At 65.8% G+C, this 22,383-nt stretch carries 16 protein-coding genes and 1 pseudogene; 11 read left to right on the forward strand and 6 right to left on the reverse strand.

What is annotated here, in order from left to right; translation table 11 throughout:
* The first annotated feature begins 21 nt into the window (after positions 1-21).
* On the forward strand, positions 22-1,350 hold the full coding sequence (locus BM118_RS14170) for a polyhydroxyalkanoate depolymerase (protein WP_092186194.1): 1,329 nt from the start codon (positions 22-24) through the stop codon (positions 1,348-1,350).
* A 217-nt stretch (positions 1,351-1,567) separates the two neighbouring features.
* Positions 1,568-2,407 (forward strand): M48 family metallopeptidase, encoded by an 840-nt coding sequence (locus BM118_RS14175; protein WP_092186195.1) that lies wholly within the window; start codon positions 1,568-1,570, stop codon positions 2,405-2,407.
* Between the two features lie 161 nt (positions 2,408-2,568).
* Here BM118_RS14175 and BM118_RS14180 read toward each other — a convergent pair.
* Positions 2,569-2,835: pseudogene (locus BM118_RS14180) on the reverse strand (hypothetical protein); the annotation flags it as partial.
* Positions 2,836-3,037: 202 nt separating this feature from the next.
* On the reverse strand, positions 3,038-5,251 hold the full coding sequence (locus BM118_RS14185; RefSeq protein WP_092186196.1) for a transglycosylase domain-containing protein: 2,214 nt from the start codon (positions 5,249-5,251) through the stop codon (positions 3,038-3,040).
* A 168-nt stretch (positions 5,252-5,419) separates the two neighbouring features.
* On the opposite strand from BM118_RS14185, the gene BM118_RS14190 reads away from it, so the two are divergent.
* On the forward strand, positions 5,420-5,845 hold the full coding sequence (locus BM118_RS14190; protein ID WP_092186197.1) for a DUF1330 domain-containing protein: 426 nt from the start codon (positions 5,420-5,422) through the stop codon (positions 5,843-5,845).
* A gap of 137 nt (positions 5,846-5,982) precedes the next feature.
* On the opposite strand, the gene BM118_RS14195 is transcribed toward BM118_RS14190, so the two are convergent.
* Together BM118_RS14195 and BM118_RS14200 are read right to left on the reverse strand one after the other, a co-directional pair.
* Complete coding sequence (locus BM118_RS14195; RefSeq protein ID WP_092186198.1) at positions 5,983-7,209, reverse strand: ABC transporter substrate-binding protein; 1,227 nt, start codon at positions 7,207-7,209, stop codon at positions 5,983-5,985.
* Positions 7,210-7,413: 204 nt separating this feature from the next.
* On the reverse strand, positions 7,414-7,827 hold the full coding sequence (locus BM118_RS14200; RefSeq protein WP_177234309.1) for a DUF1304 domain-containing protein: 414 nt from the start codon (positions 7,825-7,827) through the stop codon (positions 7,414-7,416).
* A gap of 39 nt (positions 7,828-7,866) precedes the next feature.
* Here BM118_RS14200 and BM118_RS14205 point away from each other — a divergent pair, with 39 nt between their 5' ends.
* Positions 7,867-8,403: a methylated-DNA--[protein]-cysteine S-methyltransferase gene (locus tag BM118_RS14205; protein WP_092186199.1), complete on the forward strand. Its 537-nt coding sequence runs from the start codon at positions 7,867-7,869 to the stop codon at positions 8,401-8,403.
* A gap of 151 nt (positions 8,404-8,554) precedes the next feature.
* Here the strand turns inward: BM118_RS14205 and BM118_RS14210 are convergent, their stop codons facing one another.
* Positions 8,555-11,344: a [protein-PII] uridylyltransferase gene (locus BM118_RS14210; RefSeq protein WP_092186200.1), complete on the reverse strand. Its 2,790-nt coding sequence runs from the start codon at positions 11,342-11,344 to the stop codon at positions 8,555-8,557.
* 188 nt (positions 11,345-11,532) lie between these two features.
* On the opposite strand from BM118_RS14210, the gene BM118_RS14215 reads away from it, so the two are divergent.
* The 6 genes from BM118_RS14215 to BM118_RS14245 all read left to right on the forward strand — a co-directional run bounded on the left by BM118_RS14215 (position 11,533) and on the right by BM118_RS14245 (position 17,899).
* Entirely contained in the window at positions 11,533-12,504 is a 972-nt protein-coding gene (locus tag BM118_RS14215) for an aliphatic sulfonate ABC transporter substrate-binding protein (protein ID WP_177234310.1), read from the forward strand.
* Between the two features lie 140 nt (positions 12,505-12,644).
* Positions 12,645-13,490 carry an ABC transporter permease gene (locus tag BM118_RS14220; protein WP_092186202.1) on the forward strand — a complete coding sequence of 282 codons (846 nt, stop codon included), beginning with the start codon at positions 12,645-12,647 and terminating at the stop codon, positions 13,488-13,490.
* A gap of 4 nt (positions 13,491-13,494) precedes the next feature.
* Positions 13,495-14,280, forward strand: coding sequence for an ABC transporter ATP-binding protein (locus BM118_RS14225; RefSeq protein WP_092186203.1), 786 nt, complete (start codon positions 13,495-13,497; stop codon positions 14,278-14,280).
* Between the two features lie 55 nt (positions 14,281-14,335).
* The gene (locus tag BM118_RS14230; protein ID WP_177234311.1) at positions 14,336-14,845 is read left to right on the forward strand and encodes an OsmC family protein; all 510 of its coding nucleotides are present in this window, start codon (positions 14,336-14,338) and stop codon (positions 14,843-14,845) included.
* A 176-nt stretch (positions 14,846-15,021) separates the two neighbouring features.
* The gene (locus BM118_RS14235; protein WP_092186205.1) at positions 15,022-15,852 is read left to right on the forward strand and encodes a hypothetical protein; all 831 of its coding nucleotides are present in this window, start codon (positions 15,022-15,024) and stop codon (positions 15,850-15,852) included.
* 370 nt (positions 15,853-16,222) lie between these two features.
* On the forward strand, positions 16,223-17,899 hold the full coding sequence (locus BM118_RS14245; protein ID WP_092186206.1) for a methyl-accepting chemotaxis protein: 1,677 nt from the start codon (positions 16,223-16,225) through the stop codon (positions 17,897-17,899).
* Positions 17,900-18,042: 143 nt separating this feature from the next.
* Here the strand turns inward: BM118_RS14245 and mutS are convergent, their stop codons facing one another.
* Positions 18,043-20,781 carry a DNA mismatch repair protein MutS gene (mutS, locus tag BM118_RS14250; protein ID WP_092186207.1) on the reverse strand — a complete coding sequence of 913 codons (2,739 nt, stop codon included), beginning with the start codon at positions 20,779-20,781 and terminating at the stop codon, positions 18,043-18,045.
* 322 nt (positions 20,782-21,103) lie between these two features.
* Between mutS and pcaF the strand changes: the two genes are divergently transcribed.
* The gene (pcaF, locus tag BM118_RS14255) at positions 21,104-22,312 is read left to right on the forward strand and encodes a 3-oxoadipyl-CoA thiolase (RefSeq protein ID WP_092186208.1); all 1,209 of its coding nucleotides are present in this window, start codon (positions 21,104-21,106) and stop codon (positions 22,310-22,312) included.
* Positions 22,313-22,383 lie beyond the last annotated feature (71 nt).

Genomic DNA, 22,383 nt, shown 5'->3' on the forward strand with positions numbered 1-22,383 from the left:
GATGCGAAGAGGGATATAGCGATGCCTATTGGTGAGTTTGGCGGCGCGCCGCCCCTGGCTGCAGAAGGCAGTCCGGTTCTGACGACGCCGATGTACTGGATGTACGAGATGGCGCACGCCTCTCTCAATCCGGCACGAGCGGTCACCGACGCGACCAAGCTCCTGTTTCAGAATCCCCTCAATCCCTGGGCGCGCACCGAGGTCGGCAAGTCGGTCGCCGCGGCCTGCGAATTGTTCGAGCGCACCACGCGCCGCTACGGCAAGCCGGAATGGGGCCTCAACGACACCGAGGTCAACGGCATCCGCGTCCCCGTCGAGATCCGTTCGGTCTGGGAAAAGCCGTTCTGCCGGCTGCTCTATTTCGATCGCAAGTTCACCCGTCCGCTGCGCAGCCCGCAGCCGCGCGTGCTGATCGTAGCCCCGATGTCCGGCCACTATGCGACGCTGCTGCGCGGTACGGTCGAGGCCTTCCTGCCCGCGCATGAGGTCTACATCACCGACTGGGCCGATGCCCGCATGGTGCCGCTCAGCGACGGCCGCTTCGATCTCGACGACTACATCGACTACGTCATCGAGATGCTGCACGTCCTCGGCGGCAACACCCATGTCATGGCGGTGTGCCAGCCCTCGGTGCCCGTCGTCGCCGCCGTCTCGATCATGGAAGCGCAGCGCGATCCGTTCGTGCCGACCTCGATGACGCTGATGGGCGGCCCGATCGACACCCGCCGCAATCCGACCGGCGTGAACGACCTCGCCCAGCAGCGCGGCATCGACTGGTTCCGCAACCACGTCATCACCAAGGTGCCGTTCCCGCATCCGGGCATGATGCGCGACGTCTATCCGGGATTCTTGCAGCTCAACGGGTTCATCAGCATGAATCTCGACCGGCACATGGATGCCCACAAGCAGCTCTTCGCCCATCTGGTGAAGGGCGACGGCGATCTCGTCGACAAGCATCGTGAGTTCTATGACGAATATCTCGCGGTGATGGACCTCTCCGCCGAGTATTACCTGCAGACGGTCGATACCGTGTTCGTGAAGCACGCGCTGCCGAAGGGCGAGATGACCCATCGTGGAACCCGCGTCGATCCCTCCAAGGTCAAGCGTGTGGCGTTGATGACGGTCGAAGGCGAGAACGACGACATCTCCGGTCTCGGTCAGACCGAAGCAACGCACACATTGTGCAGCTCGATCCCCGATCATCGCCGCGTTCATTACGTCCAGAAGGGCGTCGGACATTACGGCGTGTTCAACGGCTCGCGTTTCAAGTCGGAAATCGTGCCGCGGATTCACGACTTCATGGTCTCCGCAGCGAATCCGAGCTCGTTGCAGGCTCTCGCAGCCGAATAATCGCGTATTTCGGCTTTCCCGTCGAAAATTCGGGTGCTGCCGGAGGTTCCGGCAGGGCCCGTTCCCATCCAGATTCGCGGTATTTAGGTAGCCTTATAGGAGTGAGTCCCCCCTCACCCCTTGGGGGTGCCGCATGCATTCAGCGGGGGCGAAAAAAGCGGGTTCCAACCCCAGTCTGTAGGGTCTCCCGGACGCCAGACCCCTGTATATTGGGCAAATGATTTGTTTTTGCGCCGAGCGCTTTCCCTGGCGGCGGTTATGGCAGAATCCGGGCGAACTCCTGCTCCCCGGACTGACAGACATGGCCACTCGCGCACTCCTTTATCGGCGGCCCCACGAGCCGAAGACCCTCGTCATCACCCATGGGTCGCAATTCTTTGCGATTCGGCTGCGCCGGCACAGGCGCGCGCGCCGCTACACGCTCAGAATTCATCCGAGCGATCGCGAAGCCATCCTCACCATGCCGCCGCGCGGCACGCTCGCCGAAGCAAAAGACTTCGCGCAGCGTCACGGTGCATGGATTGCGGCACGTCTCGGGCGTTTGCCGAAGGCCGCGCCGTTCCAGCCTGGCACAGTGATACCGCTTCGCGGCGCTCCCCATCGCATCGTTCATCGCGCCGGTGCGCGCGGCACGGTGTGGACTGAGGTGCGCGACAGCGGTGAACGCATTCTCTGCGTCGCCGGCGGGGTCGAACATGCCGACCGCCGCGTCCATGACTTCCTCAAGCGCGAAGCGCGCCACGATCTCCAGCGTTCGGCCGAAGCCTATGCCGGCGAGCTCGGTGTCAGGGTCAAGCGGCTGTCGATCCGCGACCAGTCCAGCCGCTGGGGTTCCTGCACCTCGGCGGGCTCGCTGTCGTTCTCCTGGCGCCTGATCCTCGCGCCGCCCTTCGTGCTCGACTATCTCGCCGCGCACGAAGTCGCCCATCTCGTCGAGATGAACCACTCGGCGCGGTTCTGGCGCGTCTGCGGCAAGGTCTGCCCCTCGATGGAGCGCGCCAAGAAGTGGCTCGACACGTACGGGAATGACCTGCACCGGTACGGGGTCGAGGATTAGGCCGCGATGCTCGCTCAGCAAAGGGTGTCATCGCCCGCGAAGGCGGGCGATCCAGTACGCCGCGGCCGCAATTATAAATCTCGATGTCTCGGAGTACTGGATTCCCCGCCTTCGCGGGGAATGACAGCGGAGAATGGGCCGCGTCCTCAATTCATTTCCGCTCACGCACTGATATCCGCGCTCGTGCCCGCCTGGGCGCGTGACGCGAGATACGACGATTGTCGTTGCGCGGTGGCCTTCTGCCCTTCGGCCAGCATCGCCTGGAAGGCCGCGTCGAGCTGCTCGCGGCTGTAGGTCGAAGGGCTGCTGTCGCGCGGCGTCCACGCCGATTGCGTGATCGCGGTGGGAGCCTTTTCGACGGTGCCACCGAGCAGCTCGGCGTAGCTGTCGGCGCGCCATTGCGCCAGATCCCGTCCACTCAGGCCGGGACGACACTGAGGGCAACGCGTTCTCGGTATTCCGCTCGATTCTCGCCACACTTCGCGACGATTGCGCGACTCGTTCGATTTGCCCCGTTGCATCAAGCGCTTCTTCCAATCCACCGCGCATCGCGCCGGCAATCACCGGCTACTGTGCATGGGGTTGTTTTCGCAGTTTTTGTTTTGAGGTCATGGAGACCTCACGACGAACCTATCGGTTCCCGCCAAACAGCCGGTCCATCAGCCAGCCGTCGAGTCCTGCGGCGGCTTCTGGCCGCGCATTGGCGCGCGTGGGAGGCGGGCGATAGCCGCCATTGTTCGCCGGCGCCGGTCCGGGCGCGGCCGCCGTCGGCGGTGACACCTGCGAGGCCGCCTGCGCGAGGTTCGACAGACCCCAGCCACCCGGCGAACTCGGCAGGTTTGCCACCTGCACGCCCTCGTGCGCCGTCTTCATGAAGCGCGACCAGACCTCCACCGGCAGGCCGCCGCCGGTCGCCTTCTTGGTCGGCGAGTTGTCGTCATTGCCGAGCCAGACGCCGGTGACGAGGTTGGCGGTGTAGCCGATGAACCAGGCGTCGCGGTAATCCTGGCTGGTGCCGGTCTTGCCGGCCGCCGGCCAGCCCGGGATCTCCGCCTTCTTGGCGGTGCCTGATATCAGCGTCTCCCGCATCATCGTGTTCATCATGCCGACATAGCGCGGGTCGATCACCTGGTTGCGCTCGTCCGCCTGGCGCATGTAGAGCAGCTTGCCGCCGAGCGTCTTGATCCGCGTGACGACATGCGGCGTCACCGCGAAGCCGCCATTGGCGAACGGGGCATAGGCGCCGACCAGCTCCACGACCGAGACCTCGGAGGTGCCGAGCGCGATCGAGGCGTTGGGCTCGAGCTTGGAGGAGATGCCGAGCCGGTGCGCGGTGCGCACCACGTTCTTCGGCCCGACCTCGAGGCCGAGACGGATCGCGACCGTGTTGAGCGACATCGCCAGCGCCTGGGTCAGCGTCACCGCGCCGAAATATTCATGGGTGTAGTTTTCAGGCTTCCAGCCCTTGACCTCGATCGGCGCGTCCTGGCGCATAGTGTCCGGCGTCAGGCCCTGCTCGAGCGCGGTCAGGTACACGAACGGCTTGAACGAGGAGCCCGGCTGGCGCTTGGCGGTGACCGCGCGGTTGTACTGGCTCTCGGAATAGTTCCGCCCGCCGACCAAGGCGCGCACGGCGCCGTCGGGCGTCATCGCCACCAGCGCGCCCTGGCTGACATTGAACTTCACGCTCTTGGCCGCGAGCTCGTCGATGATGGCGGCTTCCGCCACGCCCTGCAGCTTCGGGTCGATCGTGGTCTCGACCTTGATGCTCTCGTCGATCTGGCCGACGAGGTCGTCCAGCACCTCGCCGATCCAGTCGGCGACGTAATTGACCGTGCCGGCACCGACCGGCTTCACGTTGTAGGAGGGATGGCCGATCGAGGCCTGCGCTTGCGCTTCGGTGATGAACTTTGCATCCGCCATCGCCGTGAGCACGATCTGCGCGCGCGCTTCCGCACCTTCCGGGTTGCGGTTCGGCGCAAGCCGCGACGGCGATTTGACGAGGCCGGCCAGCATCGCGGCTTCTGCGATGGTGACGTTCTTCGCCGACTTGCCGAAATAGCGCTGCGCTGCGGCCTCGACGCCGTAGGCGCCCGAGCCGAAATAGACGCGGTTGAGATAGAGCTCCAGGATCTCGTCCTTGGAATGCTTGCGCTCCAGCCAGATTGCTAGCTCCGCCTCCTGCAGCTTGCGCTGCATGGTGCGCTCCTGGGTCAGGAACAGGTTCTTCGCGAGCTGCTGCGTCAGCGTCGAGCCGCCCTGCGACACGCCGCGATGGAGCACGTTGGTGACGAGGGCGCGCAGGATGCCGACGGGATCGATGCCGAAATGCGAATAGAAGCGGCGGTCCTCGATGGCGATGAAGGCCTTGGGCAGGTATGGCGGCAGATCCTTCAGCGCGACATTGGCGCCGGCCATCTCGCCGCGTTGCGCCAGCATGCTGCCGTCCATGCCGACGATCTGGATCGTCGGCGGACGCTTGGGAATCTCCAGCGACTGGATCGGCGGCAGATGGGCGCCGACCCAGACCACGACGCCGATCACGGCGATCGCGCCCCACAAGCCCAGCACCGCGCCCCAATAGACCAGGCGGCCAATGCCGGCGCCGATGCGCGACTTCGACCGGCGCTTGGCGCCGCTGCGGCCGGCCGATGCCTTCCGCTCGCGCGGCGGCTCGTCGCCGGAATCCTCAGCTTTGCGCTTGGCGGATGATTTCGCAGACTTCTTCGGCTTGTCTTCGCCGCCCGGGACGCGGTCGGCCGGCGTCAGGCGCAGGTCGGCGAGCGCCGCGGGCAAGCCGAACAGCGGCTCCTTCCGCCCACCCTTTTTCTTTCCCCACGCCATACGCAAAACGCCCGGTCAGTCCGCCCCGCCGCACGCTAGCCGTCGCTGTTTAAGGCCCGGTTACCCGGACGTTAACGCGCGATTAGGAGGTGCGGCATTCGCCCGCCGCAGTTCCGCTCATCGGACGGCGAAGCTAGGATCGTCGCCACAGAACAAGAGGGAACACGCATGGGCCACATCGATCCGACCAAGGAGATTTTTGCGCAATTCCGGGACAACGACCGCCCGGGCCCGATCCACATGCTCAATCTGGTGCGCTTGCGCAAGGACGCCGCCTATCCGGACGGCCGCAAGGCGAGCGGCGCGGAGGCCTATGCGGCCTATGGCCGCGAGAGCGGCCCGGTGTTCGAACGCCTCGGCGGCCGCATCGTCTGGCAGGGCAGGTTCGAGCTGATGCTGATCGGCCCGCAGGAGGAGCGCTGGGACCATTGCTTCATCGCCGAATACCCAAGCGTCGCCGCCTTCGTCGAGATGATCCGCGATCCCGTCTATCGCGAGGCGGTGAAGCACCGTCAGGCCGCCGTGGAGGATTCGCGGCTGATCCGGCACGCGGTGCTGCCGGTGGGGAAGAACTTTGGCGAGATACCGACTTGAACGCCGTGGGGCAATTCTCTCTCCATCGTCATGGCCGGGCTTGACCCGGCCATCCACGTCTCCCTTTGTCGCTCCAAGAACGTGGATGCCCGGGACAAGCCCGGGCATGACGTCGTTGAAGCAGTTGTTTCCTATCGCTAGCCCGACGGGCCGTTGTCCTCGATGATCGGTCCGAACAGCTCCCAGCGCTCGCCGTTGAACTTCATCATCTGCATCTGCTTGTTGACGCGGTAGTCGTTCGGCCCGGTGTTGATCTTGATGCCGGGCAGCGCCAGGCTCGGCGTATAGCCCTTGATGCCGGCGACCTGCTTCATCACGTTCTCGCGCGTCAGGTCGTCGCCGGATTGCTTCAAGACCTGCACCAGTAGCTCGGCGACCGAATAGGCATAGGTGTTGACGGTGTTGAGCTTGTCGCCTTCGGGGAAATACTTGTCCATGAAAGCGAAGTAGGCCTTCACGCCCGGATCGTCCTTCCACTGGGGATCGCCGGGGTCCTTGCCGTAATTGGTCGAGATGATGCCCTTGGAGATGTCGAGGCCGGCCGGCTTCAGCGTCGCCGACACCGGGCTCGCATTGATGTCGAGGATGTGCACCGGGCTCCAGCCGAGGTCGGCAAGCTTCTTGATCGCCTGTGCCGCGAACTTTGGCGTCGAGGCGTCATAGAACAGGTCCGCACCCATCGACTTCAGCTTGACCACCTGCGAGTCGACCGTCGGGTCGGTGACCTCGTAGGACACTTCGCCGACGATCATGCCGGCGGCCTTGTCGCCGAGGCCGCTCTTGAGCCCCGCGAGATAGTCGCGGCCCATATCGTCGTTCTGGTAGAGCACGCCGATCTTGGCGTTGGGGTGATTGGCGAGAATGTACTTGGCGTAGATGCGTCCCTCGGACACGTAGTTCGGATTGTAGGCGATGGTCCAGGGATAGTTCTGCGGATCGTTGAAACGCGCCGCACCGGTCGAGGCCAGCAGCTGCGGCACCTTCTTGCCGTTGAGATATTTCTGCACGGCGGCGTTGGCCGCGGTGCCGATGAGCTGGAAGGTGAAGAGCACCTCGTCGCCTTCGACCAGCTTGCGGACCTGCTCGACCGTCTTCGGCGGCGAATAGGCGTCGTCATATTGGATCAGGTTGATCTTGCGGCCGTTGATGCCGCCCTGATCGTTGATCATCTTCATGTAGGCGGCCTGGGTCTTGCCGATATTGGCATAGACGGAATAGGCGCCGGAGAACGGCACGGTCTGGCCGATCTTGATCTCGGTGTCGTTCGCACCGGTGTCATATTTCTTCTGTGCGAGGGCTTGGCTGGCGGAGAACGCGAAGGCGAGTGCCGCCGTGGCAGTTATGAAGGCTCTGCGATTGCTCATATTGGGTTGTTCCTCCTGACGGAATTTCCGGCCGACGGTCTATTTCCGTTGATTGCAACGGTCGCCATCGCTGCCGAGGAGTGTGGAGGAACGTTCGCCGCCGCGCAAGGATCGCGGCGCTGCGCCGTAGCGTCTCAGGCCAAGGATCTTAAGCCAAGGACCTTAAGCGAAGGATCCTGGGCCAAGGATCTCAGGCCAGCAGTTCTAGGCCAGGAACAATGCCACCAGCGCGATTGCCGCCGGCAGCGCCTGCACGATCAGGATGCGCGTGCTGACGGTCGCCGCGCCATAGGCGCCGGCCACGATCACGCAGAGCAGGAAGAACGCCTTGATCTGGAATGCGAAGGCCGGGTTGCCGTGAAGCAAGCCCCAGATCAGGCCGGCGGCGAGGAAGCCGTTATAGAGGCCCTGATTGGCGGCCATCACCTTGGTGATCGCGGCCTTCTCCGGCGTATTGCGGAAAACCTTCAAGCCCTGCGGCTTCTCCCAGAGAAACATCTCCAGGATCAGGAAGTAGGCGTGCAGTGCGGCGACCAGCGCCACCAGGACATTGGCAATCAGATTCAAGTTGAGCTCCCCCAGCGTCAGCTTTCGGGTGGACGCTAGCACGTCCGGCATGGCAAGTGCGATCCCATGTTTTGAAGTGATGGAGTCGCAATGGCCGCTCGATCAACCAACCTGCCGGAACGCTTCGGCCTCGATCGTCTGGCGACGCCGATCGGAACCGCTCTGCTCGTCACCGATGCCGAGGGCGCCCTGCGCGCGCTCGACTGGGACGACTACGAGCACCGCATGCGCGAGCTGCTGCGCCTGCATTACGGCGCGGTCGATCTGAGCGAGCGCTCCGCGCCGGCAGCGATGAAGGCCGCGCTGTCGGATTACTTCGCCGGCGATCTCGGAAGGCTTTCGGCCATCGCATGGCGCATCGCCGGCACACCGTTCCAGCAAAAGGTCTGGACCGCGCTTGCCAGGATCCCCGCCGGCACCACGATGAGCTACGGCGCGCTCGCCGCAAGGATCGACATGCCCAAAGCGATTCGCGCCGTCGGCCATGCCAACGGCTCCAACCCGATCAGCGTCGTGCTGCCCTGTCACCGCCTGATCGGCGCCGACGGCTCGCTGGTGAAGTATGGCGGCGGGCTGGAGCGCAAGCGCTGGCTGCTGCGGCATGAGGGGGTGGAGGTTAAGGCGTAGCGCGCGCCAGCCTCTCCCTCTTCGTCATTCCGGGGCGCCGCGCAGCGGCGAGCCCGGAATCCATCGCGCCACCGACTCCGCGGATGAATGGATTCCGGGTTCGCGCTATGCGCGCCCCGGAATGACGAGGGAGAGGTGTGCGCGACTGCCGTCACGCCGCCGGCTGAACCGCCTTGTCGCCGGCCATCACATGGGTCAGCGCGCTCTTGATCGCGGACTGGCGGGTCGGCGCGTTGATCTGTGCGCCGAGCAGGTCGGTGACGTAGAACACGTCGCGCGCGCGCTCGCCGAAGGTCGCGACGTGGGCGGAGGCGATGTTGAGATTGAGCTTCGAGATCGCGGTGGTGAGCTCGTAGAGCAGGCCGGGCCGGTCGAGGCCGGACACCTCGATCACGGTGTAGCGGTCGGACCACTGGTTGTTGATGGTCACTTCCGGCTCGATCACGAAGGGCCGTGCCTTGCTGCGCACGGTGCGCCGCGCCACCACCTCGGGCAGGCGCAGCTTGCCTTCGAGCACGTCCTCGATCATCTCGCCGATCCGGGTGGCGCGCCGTCCCTCGTCCTCGTCGCGGTCGTATTCCCGGGAGATCGAGATCGTGTCGAGCGCGCGGCCGTCGGTCGTGGTGTAGATCTGGGCGTCGACGATGTTGGCGCCGGCGGAGGCGCAGGCGCCCGCGATGATCGACAGCAGCCAGGGATGGTCGGCGGCGAAGATGGTCAGCTCGGTGACGCCGCGCACCTCGTCGAAGCCGACATTGATCGCGAGCTTGTGGCCGGCCTGCTCGCTGGAGCGGACGAAGCGCGCATGGCGGATCTTGCGCGGCAGCTCGACCTTGAGCCAGTAGGCCGGATAGTGCCGGGCGATATAGGCATCGAGCTCGTCCGCCGGCCATTCGGCGAAGGCCATGCGGAATTCGGCATGTGCGGCCACGAGGCGTTTTCCCCGATCGACCTCCGAGAAGCCGCCGGTCAGCACCGGCTCGGTTTCATAATAAAGCGAGCGCAACAGCTGCGCCTTCCAGCCGTTCCACACGCCGGGACCGACGCCGCGGATGTCGGCGGTGGTGAGGATCGTCAGCAGCTTCATCTGCTCGACCGACTGCACCACGGCCGCGAAATTCTCGATGGTCTTGCGGTCCGACAGGTCGCGCGACTGCGCGACCGTGGACATGGTCAGATGCTCCTCGATCAGCCAGGCCACGAGCTCGGTGTCGGCCGGGCTGAAGCCGAGCCGCGGGCACAGCCGCCGCGCGACCTTGGCGCCGGCGATCGAGTGATCCTCCGGCCGGCCCTTGGCGACGTCGTGCAGCAGCGTGGCGATGTAGATTACGGAGCGGTGCTCGGGCCGGGACTTGCGCATCAGGTCGCTCGCCAGCGCAAACTCCTCGATGCCGCCGCGCTCGATGTCCTGAAGGAATCCGATGCAGCGGATCAAATGCTCGTCGACGGTGTAGTGATGATACATGTTGAACTGCATCATCGAGACGATCTTGCCGAAGGCCCGGATGAAATGGCCGAGCACGCCGGTCTCGTTCATCCGCCGCAGCACGATCTCCGCGTTGTCGGAGGTCAGGATCTCCATGAACAGCCGGTTGGCTTCGGGATTCTCGCGAAGCTGCGCGTTGATCAGGCCGAGCGAGCGCGTCACGTCGCGCATCGCGTCGGGATGGAAGGCGAGGTTGTTCTTCTGCGCCAGGCGGAAGATGCGGATCAGGTTGACCGGATCGTGCTTGAAGACGTCGGGTGCGGCGACGTTGATGCGGTTGTTGTCGACGATGAAGTCGTCACTGTCGGGGACGCGTCGCTTGACCTGGGTCGGGCGCAGCCGCGCCATCATCCGGCTCAAGACCGGCGCGGGCTTGGCCTGCTGGTCCTCGAGCTTGGCGCAGAGAATGGCGGTGAGGTTGCCGACTTCCTTGGCGACCAGGAAGTAGTGCTTCATGAATCGCTCGACGTCCTGCATGCCGGGATGCGAGGTATAGCCGAGCCGGATCGCGATCTCGCGCTGGAGGTCGAAGGAGAGGCGCTCCTCGGCGCGGCCGCTGTAGAAGTGCAGATTGCAGCGCACCGACCAGAGGAAATCGGCGCAGCGGCGGAACGTGCGGTATTCCTGCGCGTCGAACACGCCGCGCTCGACCAATTCGTCGGTGTCGCGGACGCGGTAGACGTATTTGGCGATCCAGAACAGCGTGTGCAGGTCGCGCAAGGCGCCCTTGCCGTCCTTGACGTTGGGCTCGACCAGGTAGCGCGACTGGCCGCCGCGGCGGTGCCGCTCCTCGCGCTCGGCGAGCTTTGCGGTGACGAATTCGGACGCGGTGCCTTGAACCACTTCCTTGTCGAAGCGTTCGACCAGCTCGTCGTAGAGCGGCTGGTCGCCGGTCAGGAAGCGCGTCTCCAGGATCGCGGTGCGGATCGTCATGTCGCCGCGCGCCTGCCGGATCGATTCGTCGACCGAGCGCGTGGCGTGTCCGACCTTCAGCCCCATGTCCCAGAGGCAATAGAGGATCGCCTCGGCGACCTGCTCGCCCCAGGCGGTCTGCTTGTAGGGTAGGATGAAGAGCAGATCGATGTCCGACTCGGGCGCCATCAGGCCGCGGCCATAGCCGCCGGTCGCCACCACCGCCATGCGCTCGGCGCCGCTCGGGATCGGAGAGCGGTAGAGATGGCGGGTCGCCGCCGAATACAGGATGCGGATGATCTCGTCCTGCACATGGCACAGCCGCTCGGCGCAGCGACGGCCGTGGCGGTCCTTCAGCAGGATCGCCTGTGCGGCGGCGCGCGCCGCGATCAGCTCGGCCTTGAGCAATTGCGCCATGGCCGTGCGGAACGCGTCCTCGCGTCCGTGGTGCTTTTCGGCAAGCGCATCGACCGCGGCGGTGATCCGCGCGGTGTCGAAGCGATCGTCCACCTCTTGCTTGTGCTCTGTCGCGACGCTGTCCATGCCTCACCGGATATAAGAGGTGACAGGCGCTGTCACCCGCCATTCGCTGGCAATAGTCGTTCCATGCTTGAAAAGCCCGGCATCGGGCAAACTTGTTCTCGGGCGACCCGCTTTCAAGGGTGGGATTTTCTCGTTGACCTCTAGATATAACTCATTGAAAAACAATGAAGTTTTTGAGGGGGCCGGGCATGACCAAGGTTACACGACGCATTCTGTTGGCGGCAGCAATGGCGCTCGCCATGACCCCCGCCGCGCGGGCGGCCGATCCGCTCAAGGAAATCCGCATCGACTGGGCGACCTACAACCCGGTGTCGCTGGTGCTGAAGCAGAAGGGGCTGCTGGAGAAGGAGTTCGCCAAGGACGGCATCACCATCACCTGGGTGCAGTCGGCCGGCTCCAACAAGGCGCTGGAATTCCTCAATGCCGGCTCGATCGATTTCGGCTCGACCGCGGGCTCGGCGGCGCTGGTGGCGAAGATCAACGGCAACCCGATCAAGTCGATCTACGTCTATTCGCGTCCCGAATGGACCGCGCTGGTGACGGGCAAGGAGTCCAGGATCGCGAGCGTTGCCGATCTCAAGGGCAAGCGCGTCGCGGTGACGCGCGGCACCGATCCGCACATCTTCCTGGTGCGCGCGCTGCTTGGTGCCGGCCTCACCGAGAAGGACATCACGCCGGTGCTGCTCCAGCACGCCGACGGCAAGACCGCGCTGATCCGCGGCGATGTCGATGCCTGGGCCGGGCTCGATCCGATGATGGCGCAGGCCGAGGTGGAGGAGGGCGCCAAGCTGTTCTACCGCAAGGCCGACGCCAACACCTGGGGCATCCTCAATGTGCGCGAGCAGTTCCTGAAGGACTATCCGGACATCGCCCGCCGCGTGCTCGCGGTTTACGAAGAAGCGCGCAAATATTCGCTGGCGAACTATGATGAGCTGAAGAAGACCTTCATCGCCGTGACCAAGCTTCCCGAGGCCGTCGTCGACAAGCAGCTCAAGGAACGCACCGAGCTGACACATAGCCGCATCGGCGCGCCCCAGCGCGAGTCGATCCTCGCCGCGGGCCTCGCATTGCAGCAGGCAGGCGTCGTCGACGCCAAGGTCGACGTGAAGGCGACGTTGGATGCGCTGATCGACGACCAGGTCCCGCTGCCGACGAATTAGTTTGGCGCGAAAGCGGTAACTCCGAGTCCCCGTAACCACGTCTCCCTGTGGTTATGGGTCCCCGCCTTCGCGGCGACGACGCAAGAAAGCGCGGCAATAGTAGTGTTGCATTCCCTCGCCAGACGCGCTTCCTACCGGCCATGATCTCCGACGCGCCTGCCTTGCAGCAATCCTCTGATGCGGCCGAGAGCGCCGCTGCGCCCTCGCGCGTTGCGCGTTACGCGCGGCCGGTGCTGGGGTTGCTGTTGCCGTTCGCGCTCGCGCTCGGCTGGGAGCTCGTGGTGTGGTCTGGCTGGTCCAACGGCCGGCTGGTGCCACCGCCCTCGCGCGTCTTTGTCACCATCGCTGATCTCGCCCGCTCCGGCGAACTTGTCCGCCACATCGCCGCGACGCTGTGGCGCGTCGGCCTCGGCTTCGCGTTCGGCGTCGTCGCGGGCACGCTGCTCGGGGCGATCTCAGGCTATTGGTCGCGGGCGCGCCGGCTGCTCGATCCGACCGTGCAGGCGCTGCGCGTGATACCCTCGCTGGCCTGGGTGCCGCTGTTCATCCTCTGGCTCGGCATCTTCGAGACCTCGAAGATCGCGCTGATCGCGGTCGGGGTGTTCTTCCCGGTCTATCTCGGCGTCATGGGCGCGATCCTCTCGGTCGATCGCAAGATCGTCGAGGTCGGCCGCACCTTCCGCCTGTCCGGGCCGGCGATGATCCGCCGCATCCTGCTGCCCGCGGTGCTGCCGGCCTATGTCGTCTCCTTGCGCGTCGGCCTCGGTCTCGGCTGGATGTTCGTGGTGGCGGCCGAATTGATCGGCGCCTCCGAAGGCCTCGGCTATCTCCTGCTCGACGGCCAGCAACTCGGCAAGCCCGCCCAGATCCTCGCTGCGATCGTGATCTTCGCCATGCTCGGCAAGCTCACGGACTGGCTGATCGAGATCGGGTCCGCGCCCTTCCTGCGCTGGCAGGACGGCTTCGGGCGCGCCAGGGGAGCATAACGCGATGCTGGCGCTCGACCGGGTCGGCAAGACCTATCCCAACGGCGTCCAGGCGCTGGCGCGCTTCTCCGCCGAGATCAGGCAGGGCGAGATCGTCGCCATCATCGGCGGCTCCGGCTGCGGCAAGTCCACGCTGCTGCGCGCCATCGCCGGCCTCGACCGCGCCAGCTCAGGCACGGTGACGCTCGACGACGAGGCGATCAGTTCGCCGCACGCCAAGATCGGCATCATCTTCCAAGAGCCGCGGCTTTTGCCCTGGCTCAGCGTCGCCGACAATATCGGCTTTGGACTTGCCGATCTGCCCGCGGCTGAGCGGCGCGGGAAGGTGGCGCGCGCGCTCGAGCGCGTCGGGCTCGCCGACAAGGCGCAGGCCTGGCCGCGCGAGCTCTCCGGCGGGCAGGCGCAGCGCGTCGCGATCGCCCGCGCGCTGGTGCCGCAGCCCGAGGTGCTGCTGCTCGACGAGCCGTTCTCCGCGCTCGACGCTTTCACCCGCCGGGATCTCCAGGATCATCTGCTCGATCTCTGGGCCGACACGCGCCCGACCTTGATCCTCGTCACACATGACGTCGACGAAGCCGTGGTGCTGGCAGATCGCGTGCTGGTGATGCGGCCGCGGCCGGGCCGCTTGTTCGACCAGATCGAGATCAACCTCGGCCGGCCGCGCGACCGCAATTCGCCGTTGTTCGAGAACTTCAAGCGAAGTGTGCTGACGTCACTCGACCGTTCGCTCGACCGCAGCGTGCCCGACCGTGACGCAACCCAGGGTCCCGGCCAGGCCATGTGGTGGTGACAATCTCTCCCCAAGCCGGTACATCGAGAGGCGATTTTTCCGGGAGAGAACGAAGATGGACGCTGCCCAACTGCGCCAGATGCAGGCTCCGATCAAGGAACGCTACAAGACCGATCCCAAGACCGCGCTGATCACGTTGAAGGCCAAGGGCTCGACCGACAGCGACGGCATCGCCTGCAAGGTCGAGACCGGCCGCGCCATCGCGCATGCCGGCCTGCATCCGGCCACCGGCGGCTCCGGCCTCGAACTCTGCTCCGGCGACATGCTGCTCGAGGCGCTGGTCGCCTGCGCCGGCGTCACGCTGAAATCGGTCGCGACCGCGATCGAGGTGCCGCTCAAGACCGGCAACGTCTATGCCGAGGGCGATCTCGATTTCCGCGGCACGCTCGGCGTCGACAAGGAGACGCCGGTCGGCTTCGCCGAGATCCGTCTCCGCTTCGAGGTCGACACGCCGGCGCCGCAGGACAAGCTCGATCTCCTGCTCAAGCTCACCGAGCGCTATTGCGTGGTCTACCAGACCATCAAGAACGGCCCGAAGGTTTCGGTGTCGATGCAGCGGATGTGAGGCGCGAGCCGCAGCCCAACAATCGGTGTCGTCCTGGCGCAAGCCAGGACCCATGACCCCGACGCCGATTGTGTCGCGATACCTGCAACTACGACGTCCAACACAGCGAAGCCTGTGGTTATGGGTCCTGGATCGGCGCTCACTTCGTTCGCTTGTCCAGGACGACGAAGAAGAAAATGTCCCCCGACCTCCACTTCATCCTCTTCCTCCTCCTGCGCATGGCGATCGCGGCGGCGTTCGTCGTGACGGCCTCGATCATCACCGAACGGTCGGGGCCGGTGATCGGCGCACTGATCGCGACCCTGCCGGTTTCGGCCGGTCCGTCCTACGTCTTTCTCGCAATCGACCATGACGCCGGCTTCATCGCGCAGGGCGCGCTGGCGAGCCTGCCGGTGAACGCGGCGACCATCTTCATGTGCCTCACCTATGTCGTGCTGTCGCAGCGGCACAATCTCGCGGTGAGTTGCACAAGCGCCGTCGCGGTGTGGATCGTGCTGGCCTCGATCATCCGCCAGTTCGATTGGTCGCTCACCGCCGGGCTTGCCGCCAATCTGATCGCATTCGGCCTCTGCATTCCGCTGCTCGCAGGCTATCGCCACGCGAAGATGCCGCTGGTGACGCGGCGCTGGTACGACGTCCCCATGCGTGCTGCGCTGGTCGCGACCCTCGTCGCCATCGTGGTTTCGACGTCGGGCTGGGTCGGCCCCCGCATCAGCGGCATCATCGCGCTGTATCCGGTGGTGTTCTCCAGCATCATGCTGATCCTGCATCCGCGTATCGGCGGTCCGCCGACCGCCGCCGTGCTCGCCAACTCCGCCTGGGGCCTGCTCGGATTCGGCATGGCGATCGCCGTCATGCACGTCGCGGTGGTGCAGTTCGGCTCGGCCGTCGGCTTGAGCCTTGCGCTCGGCACCTGCGTCACCTGGAACCTGACGCTGTGGGGGATCGGCCGGCGTGCGATGCACAAGGTGCACAATAAGCGCCGTGAGACTACGGACGCGACGTGACGTCGCGAAAGACTTGTCTGGCGCGAATTCATTCGCGCAATCAGCGCGGCGTCCCGGTCAAGCCGTTGAATGACAAATCTCATTTCAAATCGTGCCGAGACCGCCGCCCAGCGCCGTGTGCACCCGGTGACTTTCCGGAGCTGCTGATTTCCGACAATTCTATTAGAACTTTATTCGAGCTTTTCCCGTACGAATCAAATTGCATGCCCGCTTCCGATGCCGTCCGCGCAGATTTTGGCGGATCTCCATTCAGGGTGATCGGACCCGCGGGAGCCGCTGATTGAAATACGGCATTCCTGCCGCGCGGTCATATCCCCTGGTTCCGACGGGCACGTTCCCGCCGGTTTATTTCGAGATGGAGAGTCTTTAGATGTTTGGTCGTAACTCCCGCAGTGATGCAGACGCACAGCTCGCCGCCATCGGCCGCTCGCAGGCCGTGATCGAGTTTGCGATGGATGGTACGATCCTTACGGCCAACCAGAACTTCCTGAAGGCGCTCGGCTATTCCCTCGACGAGATCAAGGGGAAGAAGCACGCCATGTTCGTGCCGGCCGATCAGCGCGACGGTGCCGGCTACCAGGCGTTCTGGGCGCAGCTCAACCGCGGTGAACCGCAGGCCGCCGAGTTCAAGCGAATTGCCAAGGGCGGCCGCGAGGTCTGGATCGAGGCGTCCTACAATCCGGTTCTCGACAACGCCGGCAAGCCGGTCAAGGTCGTGAAGATCGCGACCGACATCACTGCCAAGAAGGTCCACGCCATGACGGAGACCTCCAAGGTGTCCGCCATCAGCCGCGCCCAGGCCGTGATCGAGTTCAAGCTCGACGGCACCGTCGTCACGGCCAACGAGAATTTCTGCAAGGCGCTCGGCTATTCGCTGGCCGAGATCGAGGGCAAGCACCACAGCCTGTTCGTGGCTCAGTCCGAGCGTGACGGCGGCGGCTATCGCGAATTCTGGGCCGCGCTCAACCGCGGCGAATACCAGGCCGGCGAGTTCAAGCGCATCGGCAAGGGCGGCCGCGAGGTCTGGATCCTCGCCTCCTACAATCCCCTGCTCGACGAGAACGGCAAGCCGTTCGGCGTCGTCAAGTTCGCAACCGACGTCACCGCGGAGAAGCTGAAGAACGCCGATCTCGCCGGTCAGATCGCGGCGATCGACAAGGCCCAGGCGGTGATCGAGTTCAACATGGACGGCACGATCATCACCGCCAACGCCAACTTCCTCGGGGCGCTCGGCTATTCGCTCGCCGAGATCAAGGGCAAGCATCACAGCATGTTCGTCGACCCGTCGGAGCGCGACGGTGCGGCCTATCGCGAGTTCTGGGCCGCGCTCAACCGCGGCCAATACCAGGCGGCGGAATACAAGCGCATCGGCAAGGGCGGCAAGGAGGTCTATATCCAGGCCTCCTACAACCCGATCCTCGATCTCAACGGCAAGCCGTTCAAGGTCGTGAAATATGCCACCGACACCACGCGGCAGGTGCTCGTCCGCATGGGCAACGAGCGCGTCCGCGGCATGATGGAGTCGGTCGCCGCGGGTTCGGAGGAGCTGAACGCCTCGGTGCGGGAGATTTCCGAGGCGATGACCAAATCGCGCGAAACCGCGATGAGCGCGGTGGACCAGGTCGCCGCCGCCGACGCCCAGGCGCAGCGCCTCACCGAGGCCGCGCAGGCGATGAGCGGCATCGTCGAGATGATCAACAGCATCACCGGGCAGATCAACCTGCTCGCGCTCAACGCCACGATCGAATCCGCCCGCGCCGGCGAAGCCGGCCGCGGCTTTGCCGTGGTCGCCTCCGAAGTGAAGAGCCTCGCCAACCAGGCCAAGCAGGCCACCGACAAGATCGGCCAGGAGATCGGCAGCCTCAACGGCATCTCCGGCGACGTCGTCAGCGCGCTCGGCTCGATCAAGCAGGCGATCAACAATGTCAGCGAATACGTGACATCGACCGCCGCCGCCGTCGAGGAGCAGAGCACGGTCACGAACGAGATGTCGACCAGCATGCAGCGCGCCGCGGCGGAAGCGGCGGCGATCGCGGCGCGGGCGTAGGCCGCGGCTACGCGAAGCGCAGTCCGCTGGCGTCCCCCACCACTTCTCTCTCGGTAGAAAAAGTATCGTAGCCCGCATGAGCGCAGCGATATGCGGGATTCGTGGTCCCGGATGTCGCTTCGCTCATCCGGGCTACGGCACCGTCACTGCTTCGGCAGCTTGGCCTTCAACGCATACAGCGCATCGAGGGCCTCGCGCGGGGACATCTCGTCCGGATGCAGCGCCTTCACCGCGTCCATCAGCAGCTCGGCCTCGCTCGGCGGCGCGGCTTCAGCCGCGGCGCGTGAGGGCACGGCGAACAACGGCAGATCGTCGGCGAGGGCGCGGGCGGTCTGGCCACGATCCTGCGCCTCGAGCTTCGCCAGCACCGATTTGGCGCGCGTGATCACGGCCGGCGGCAGGCCGGCGAGTTTCGCCACCTGGATGCCGTAGGAGCGGTCGGCCGAGCCCGGCAGCACCTCGTGCAGGAACACGACGTTGCCCTGCCACTCCTTCACCCGCACGGTGGCGTTGAACATCCGCGGCAGCTTGGCGGAGAGCGCGGTCAGCTCGTGGTAATGCGTCGCGAACAGCGTGCGGCAGCGGTTGCTCTCGTGCAGATGCTCGATCGCGGCCCAGGCGATCGAAAGGCCGTCGAAGGTTGCCGTGCCACGGCCGATCTCGTCGAGGATCACGAGCGCGCGCTCGCCGGCCTGGTTGAGGATCGCCGCGGTCTCGACCATCTCCACCATGAAGGTGGAGCGGCCGCGCGCGAGATCGTCGGCGGCGCCGACGCGCGAGAACAGGCGGTCGATGATGCCGATGCGGGCGCGCGTGGCCGGCACGAAGCTGCCGATCTGCGCGAGCAGGGCGATCAGCGCGTTCTGGCGCAGGAAGGTCGATTTACCGGCCATGTTGGGACCGGTGAGCAGCCAGAGCTGGCCGGACTTTTGCGCAGGTCCCGGCGACAGGTCGCAGGCATTGGCGATGAACGGCTCGCCGTTGCGCTTGAGCGCCTGCTCCACCACGGGATGACGGCCGGCCTCGATGGCGAAGCCGAGCGACGAATCCACTTCGGGGCGCACATAGTTCTCGTCGACAGCGAGCTTCGCCAGCGACGTTGCGACATCGAGCAGCGCAAAACCCTGCGCCGCGGCGCGCAAGTCGTCGCTGATATCGAGCGCCTTGGCGCAGAGCCGCTCGAAAATCTCGAGCTCGAGCCCGAGCGCGCGGTCGCCGGCATTGGCGATCTTGGCCTCGATCTCTCCGAGCTCCGACGTCGTGAAGCGCACCTGGCCCGCCAGCGTCTGGCGATGGATGAAGGTCGCGTTCAGCGGCGCCGACATCAGCTTGTCGCCGTGTTGCGCGGTGACCTCGACGAAATAGCCAAGCACGTTGTTGTGGCGGATCTTGAGGCCCTTGACGCCGGTGTCGTCGGCATAGCGGGCCTGCATCGAGGCCACCACCAGGCGCGAGGCGTCGCGCAGGTTTCGTGCCTCGTCGAGGGCAGGCTCGTAACCCTGGCGAACGAAGCCGCCGTCGCGCTTGATCAGCGGCAGTTGCTCGTCGAGCGCCGTCGCAAACTCGGCCGCGAGCTCGCGCGATGGTCGCGTCAAGGCCGCCATCACCGCCGCGATCTCCTGCGGCGGCTGGTCGAGTTCGCCGAGCCGCGCCAGCACCTGATCGGCGGCGATGATGCCATCGCGCAGGCCGGCGAGGTCGCGCGGTCCGCCGCGGCCGACCGAGAGACGGGCCAGCGCCCGCGACATGTCGGGTGCGCCGCGCAGGATGCTGCGGATGTCTTCGCGCGCGGCGGAATCGGCAACGAAGGCGCCGACCGCATCGAGCCGCCGCGCGATCGCCGGCGCATCCGTCAGCGGCGCGGCCAGACGCTGCGCCAGCAGGCGCGAACCCGCCGAGGTCACGGTGCAGTCGATCGCATCGAGCAGCGAGCCGCGGCGCTCGCCGGCGAGCGTCCGCGTCAGTTCGAGATTGGCGCGCGTGGCGGGATCGATCGCCATGGTCGCGCCCGAGGCTTCGCGCGCGGGCGGCGACAGCGGCGGGTGCTTGCCGACCTGGGTGCGGTCGACATAGGTGACGGCGGCGGCCGCGGCGGTGGCTTCGAGCCGGGTCAGCTGCGCCAGTCCGTCCATGGTCGCGACCGCAAAGTAGTCGCACAGGCGCTTCTCGGCGGTGGCGCCGTCGAAGACGTCGCGGGTCAGCGGCGTCACCGCCGGCAGTTCGCGCAGGGTCTGCCCGAGCTCGTTGTCGTTGTAGAGCGCGTCGGTGACGATCGCCTCGTTCGGATTGATCCGCGCCAGCGTCGCGGCGAGCTCGCCGCCCGAACATTCCGTCACCATGAATTCGGCGGTCGAGATGTCGATCCAGGCGAGGCCAAAACGGTCGCCGCCGGCGGAGGAGCGGGCGCGCGCGATCGCCAGCAGGTAATTGTTGGCTCGCGCATCGAGCAGCGTGTCCTCGGTCAGCGTGCCCGGCGTCACCAGCCGCACCACGCCGCGGCGCACCACGCTCTTGTTGCCGCGCGCTTTCGCGGCGGCGGGATCCTCGGTCTGCTCGCAGACTGCGACCCGGTGGCCGGCCGAGATCAGGCGGTGCAGGTAATCCTCGGAGCGCTCGACCGGCACGCCGCACATCGGGATATCAGCGCCCTGGTGCTTGCCGCGCTTGGTCAGCACGATGCCGAGCGTCTTGGAGGCGATCTCGGCGTCCTCGAAGAACAGCTCGTAGAAATCGCCCATCCGGTAGAACAGCAGCAGGCCCTGATGCGCCGCCTTGATCTCCAGATACTGTTCCATCATCGGCGTGACGCGCGCGGCGGCTTCCGCCTGCGGCGCGGGCGTGGGTTCAGGGTCTGGCGCGGGAATGGGCTGTTGCATCGTCATGGGCGGCGCAACCTACAAAATTTCGTCTCACGCTCCTATCGCTTTGGCCGGGGAAGGGAGGTTTTCCACGTTGTCCGCAGTGGGAGCGAGGTGCTGCCACATTCTCGGCCGTCATTCCGGGATGCGCCGATAGGCGCAGGCCCGGAATCCATCGGGCCACGCGTCACGCGGACAAATGGATTCCGGGCTCGCGCCAAGTGGCGCGCCCCGGAATGACGGTGCCGCCCGCGAAACCGTCAATTGACCTGCCGCGGGCGCCCTCCTAAAACTCCGCCGACATTGAAGAATTTGGGCCGGATCGCGGCATTCAGGGAGAACAACGATGCGTGACGTCTTTATCTGCGATGCCGTGCGGACCCCGATCGGCCGTTTCGGCGGCTCACTCGCCAAGGTGCGCGCCGACGATCTGGCCGCCGCGCCGATCAAGGCGCTGATGGCCAAGCACCCCAATCTCGATTGGGCGCAGGTGGACGAAGTGTTCTTCGGCTGCGCCAACCAGGCCGGTGAGGACAACCGCAACGTCGCGCGCATGGCGCTGCTGCTCGCGGGTCTCCCGGACTCGGTTCCCGGCCAGACCCTGAACCGGCTCTGCGCCTCCGGCCTCGATGCGGTCGGTGCGGCCGGCCGCGCCATCCGCTCCGGCGAGATCGAGCTTGCGATTGCCGGCGGTGTTGAATCCATGACCCGCGCGCCGTTCGTGATGGGCAAGGCGCAGGAAGCCTTCTCTCGCTCGGCCGAGATCTTCGACACCACCATCGGCTGGCGCTTCATCAATCCGCTGCTGAAGGCGCAGTACGGCGTCGATGCGATGCCTGAGACCGGCGAGAACGTCGCCGAGGAATTCCAGGTCTCGCGTGCTGACCAGGACGCCTTCGCCATCCGCTCGCAGCAGCGCGCGGGTGCCGCGATCGCGTCCGGCTATTTCGCCGAAGAAATCACGCCGATCATCATTCCCGGCGGCAAGGCCGGTCCGATCACGGTGGACAAGGACGAGCATCCGCGTCCCGAGACCACGCTGGAAGGCCTCGCCAAGCTGAAGCCGATCGTGCGCAATCCCGGTACGGTGACCGCCGGCAACGCCTCCGGCGTCAATGACGGCGCCGCCGCGATGATCCTGGCGTCCGAAGCCGCCGTGAAGAAGCACGGCCTGACGCCGCGCGCCCGCATCCTCGGCCTCGCCTCGGCCGGCGTGCCGCCGCGCATCATGGGCATCGGTCCCGTGCCGGCGACCCGCAAGCTGATGGAGCGGCTCGGCAAGAAGATCAGCGATTTCGACCTGATCGAGCTCAACGAGGCCTTCGCCTCGCAGGGCATCGCCTGCATGCGCCAGCTCGGCGTTGCCGACGATGCCGATTTCGTCAATCCGCATGGCGGCGCCATCGCGCTCGGCCATCCCCTCGGCATGAGCGGCGCGCGCCTGGCGCTCACCGCCGTGCACGGCATGGAGAAGCGCGGCGGCAAGCTCGCGCTCGCCACCATGTGCGTCGGCGTCGGTCAGGGCGTTGCCGTTGCGATCGAGAAGCTGAACTGACGGTCCACGCAGTGGACCGTCATCCCGGGGCAGCCCGATAGGGCTGAACCCGGGATCTCGAGATTCCGGTT

The organism is Bradyrhizobium sp. cf659, assembly GCF_900113725.1.
GTDB lineage: Bacteria > Pseudomonadota > Alphaproteobacteria > Rhizobiales > Xanthobacteraceae > Bradyrhizobium.

What these genes read in the sequence shown, in the direction of transcription:
- BM118_RS14200 (WP_177234309.1), bottom strand. Translation starts at nt 7,827, where the DNA reads ATGCCGGACGTGCTAGCGTCCACCCGAAAGCTGACGCTGGGGGAGCTC.
- BM118_RS14205 (WP_092186199.1), top strand. Translation starts at nt 7,867, where the DNA reads ATGGCCGCTCGATCAACCAACCTGCCGGAACGCTTCGGCCTCGATCGT.
- BM118_RS14215 (WP_177234310.1), top strand. Translation starts at nt 11,533, where the DNA reads ATGACCAAGGTTACACGACGCATTCTGTTGGCGGCAGCAATGGCGCTC.
- BM118_RS14185 (WP_092186196.1), bottom strand. Translation starts at nt 5,251, where the DNA reads ATGGCGTGGGGAAAGAAAAAGGGTGGGCGGAAGGAGCCGCTGTTCGGC.
- BM118_RS14175 (WP_092186195.1), top strand. Translation starts at nt 1,568, where the DNA reads ATGATTTGTTTTTGCGCCGAGCGCTTTCCCTGGCGGCGGTTATGGCAG.
- BM118_RS14230 (WP_177234311.1), top strand. Translation starts at nt 14,336, where the DNA reads ATGGACGCTGCCCAACTGCGCCAGATGCAGGCTCCGATCAAGGAACGC.
- mutS (WP_092186207.1), bottom strand. Translation starts at nt 20,781, where the DNA reads ATGACGATGCAACAGCCCATTCCCGCGCCAGACCCTGAACCCACGCCC.
- BM118_RS14195 (WP_092186198.1), bottom strand. Translation starts at nt 7,209, where the DNA reads ATGAGCAATCGCAGAGCCTTCATAACTGCCACGGCGGCACTCGCCTTC.
- pcaF (WP_092186208.1), top strand. Translation starts at nt 21,104, where the DNA reads ATGCGTGACGTCTTTATCTGCGATGCCGTGCGGACCCCGATCGGCCGT.
- BM118_RS14225 (WP_092186203.1), top strand. Translation starts at nt 13,495, where the DNA reads ATGCTGGCGCTCGACCGGGTCGGCAAGACCTATCCCAACGGCGTCCAG.
- BM118_RS14220 (WP_092186202.1), top strand. Translation starts at nt 12,645, where the DNA reads ATGATCTCCGACGCGCCTGCCTTGCAGCAATCCTCTGATGCGGCCGAG.
- BM118_RS14245 (WP_092186206.1), top strand. Translation starts at nt 16,223, where the DNA reads ATGTTTGGTCGTAACTCCCGCAGTGATGCAGACGCACAGCTCGCCGCC.
- BM118_RS14210 (WP_092186200.1), bottom strand. Translation starts at nt 11,344, where the DNA reads ATGGACAGCGTCGCGACAGAGCACAAGCAAGAGGTGGACGATCGCTTC.
- BM118_RS14190 (WP_092186197.1), top strand. Translation starts at nt 5,420, where the DNA reads ATGGGCCACATCGATCCGACCAAGGAGATTTTTGCGCAATTCCGGGAC.
- BM118_RS14235 (WP_092186205.1), top strand. Translation starts at nt 15,022, where the DNA reads ATGTCCCCCGACCTCCACTTCATCCTCTTCCTCCTCCTGCGCATGGCG.
- BM118_RS14170 (WP_092186194.1), top strand. Translation starts at nt 22, where the DNA reads ATGCCTATTGGTGAGTTTGGCGGCGCGCCGCCCCTGGCTGCAGAAGGC.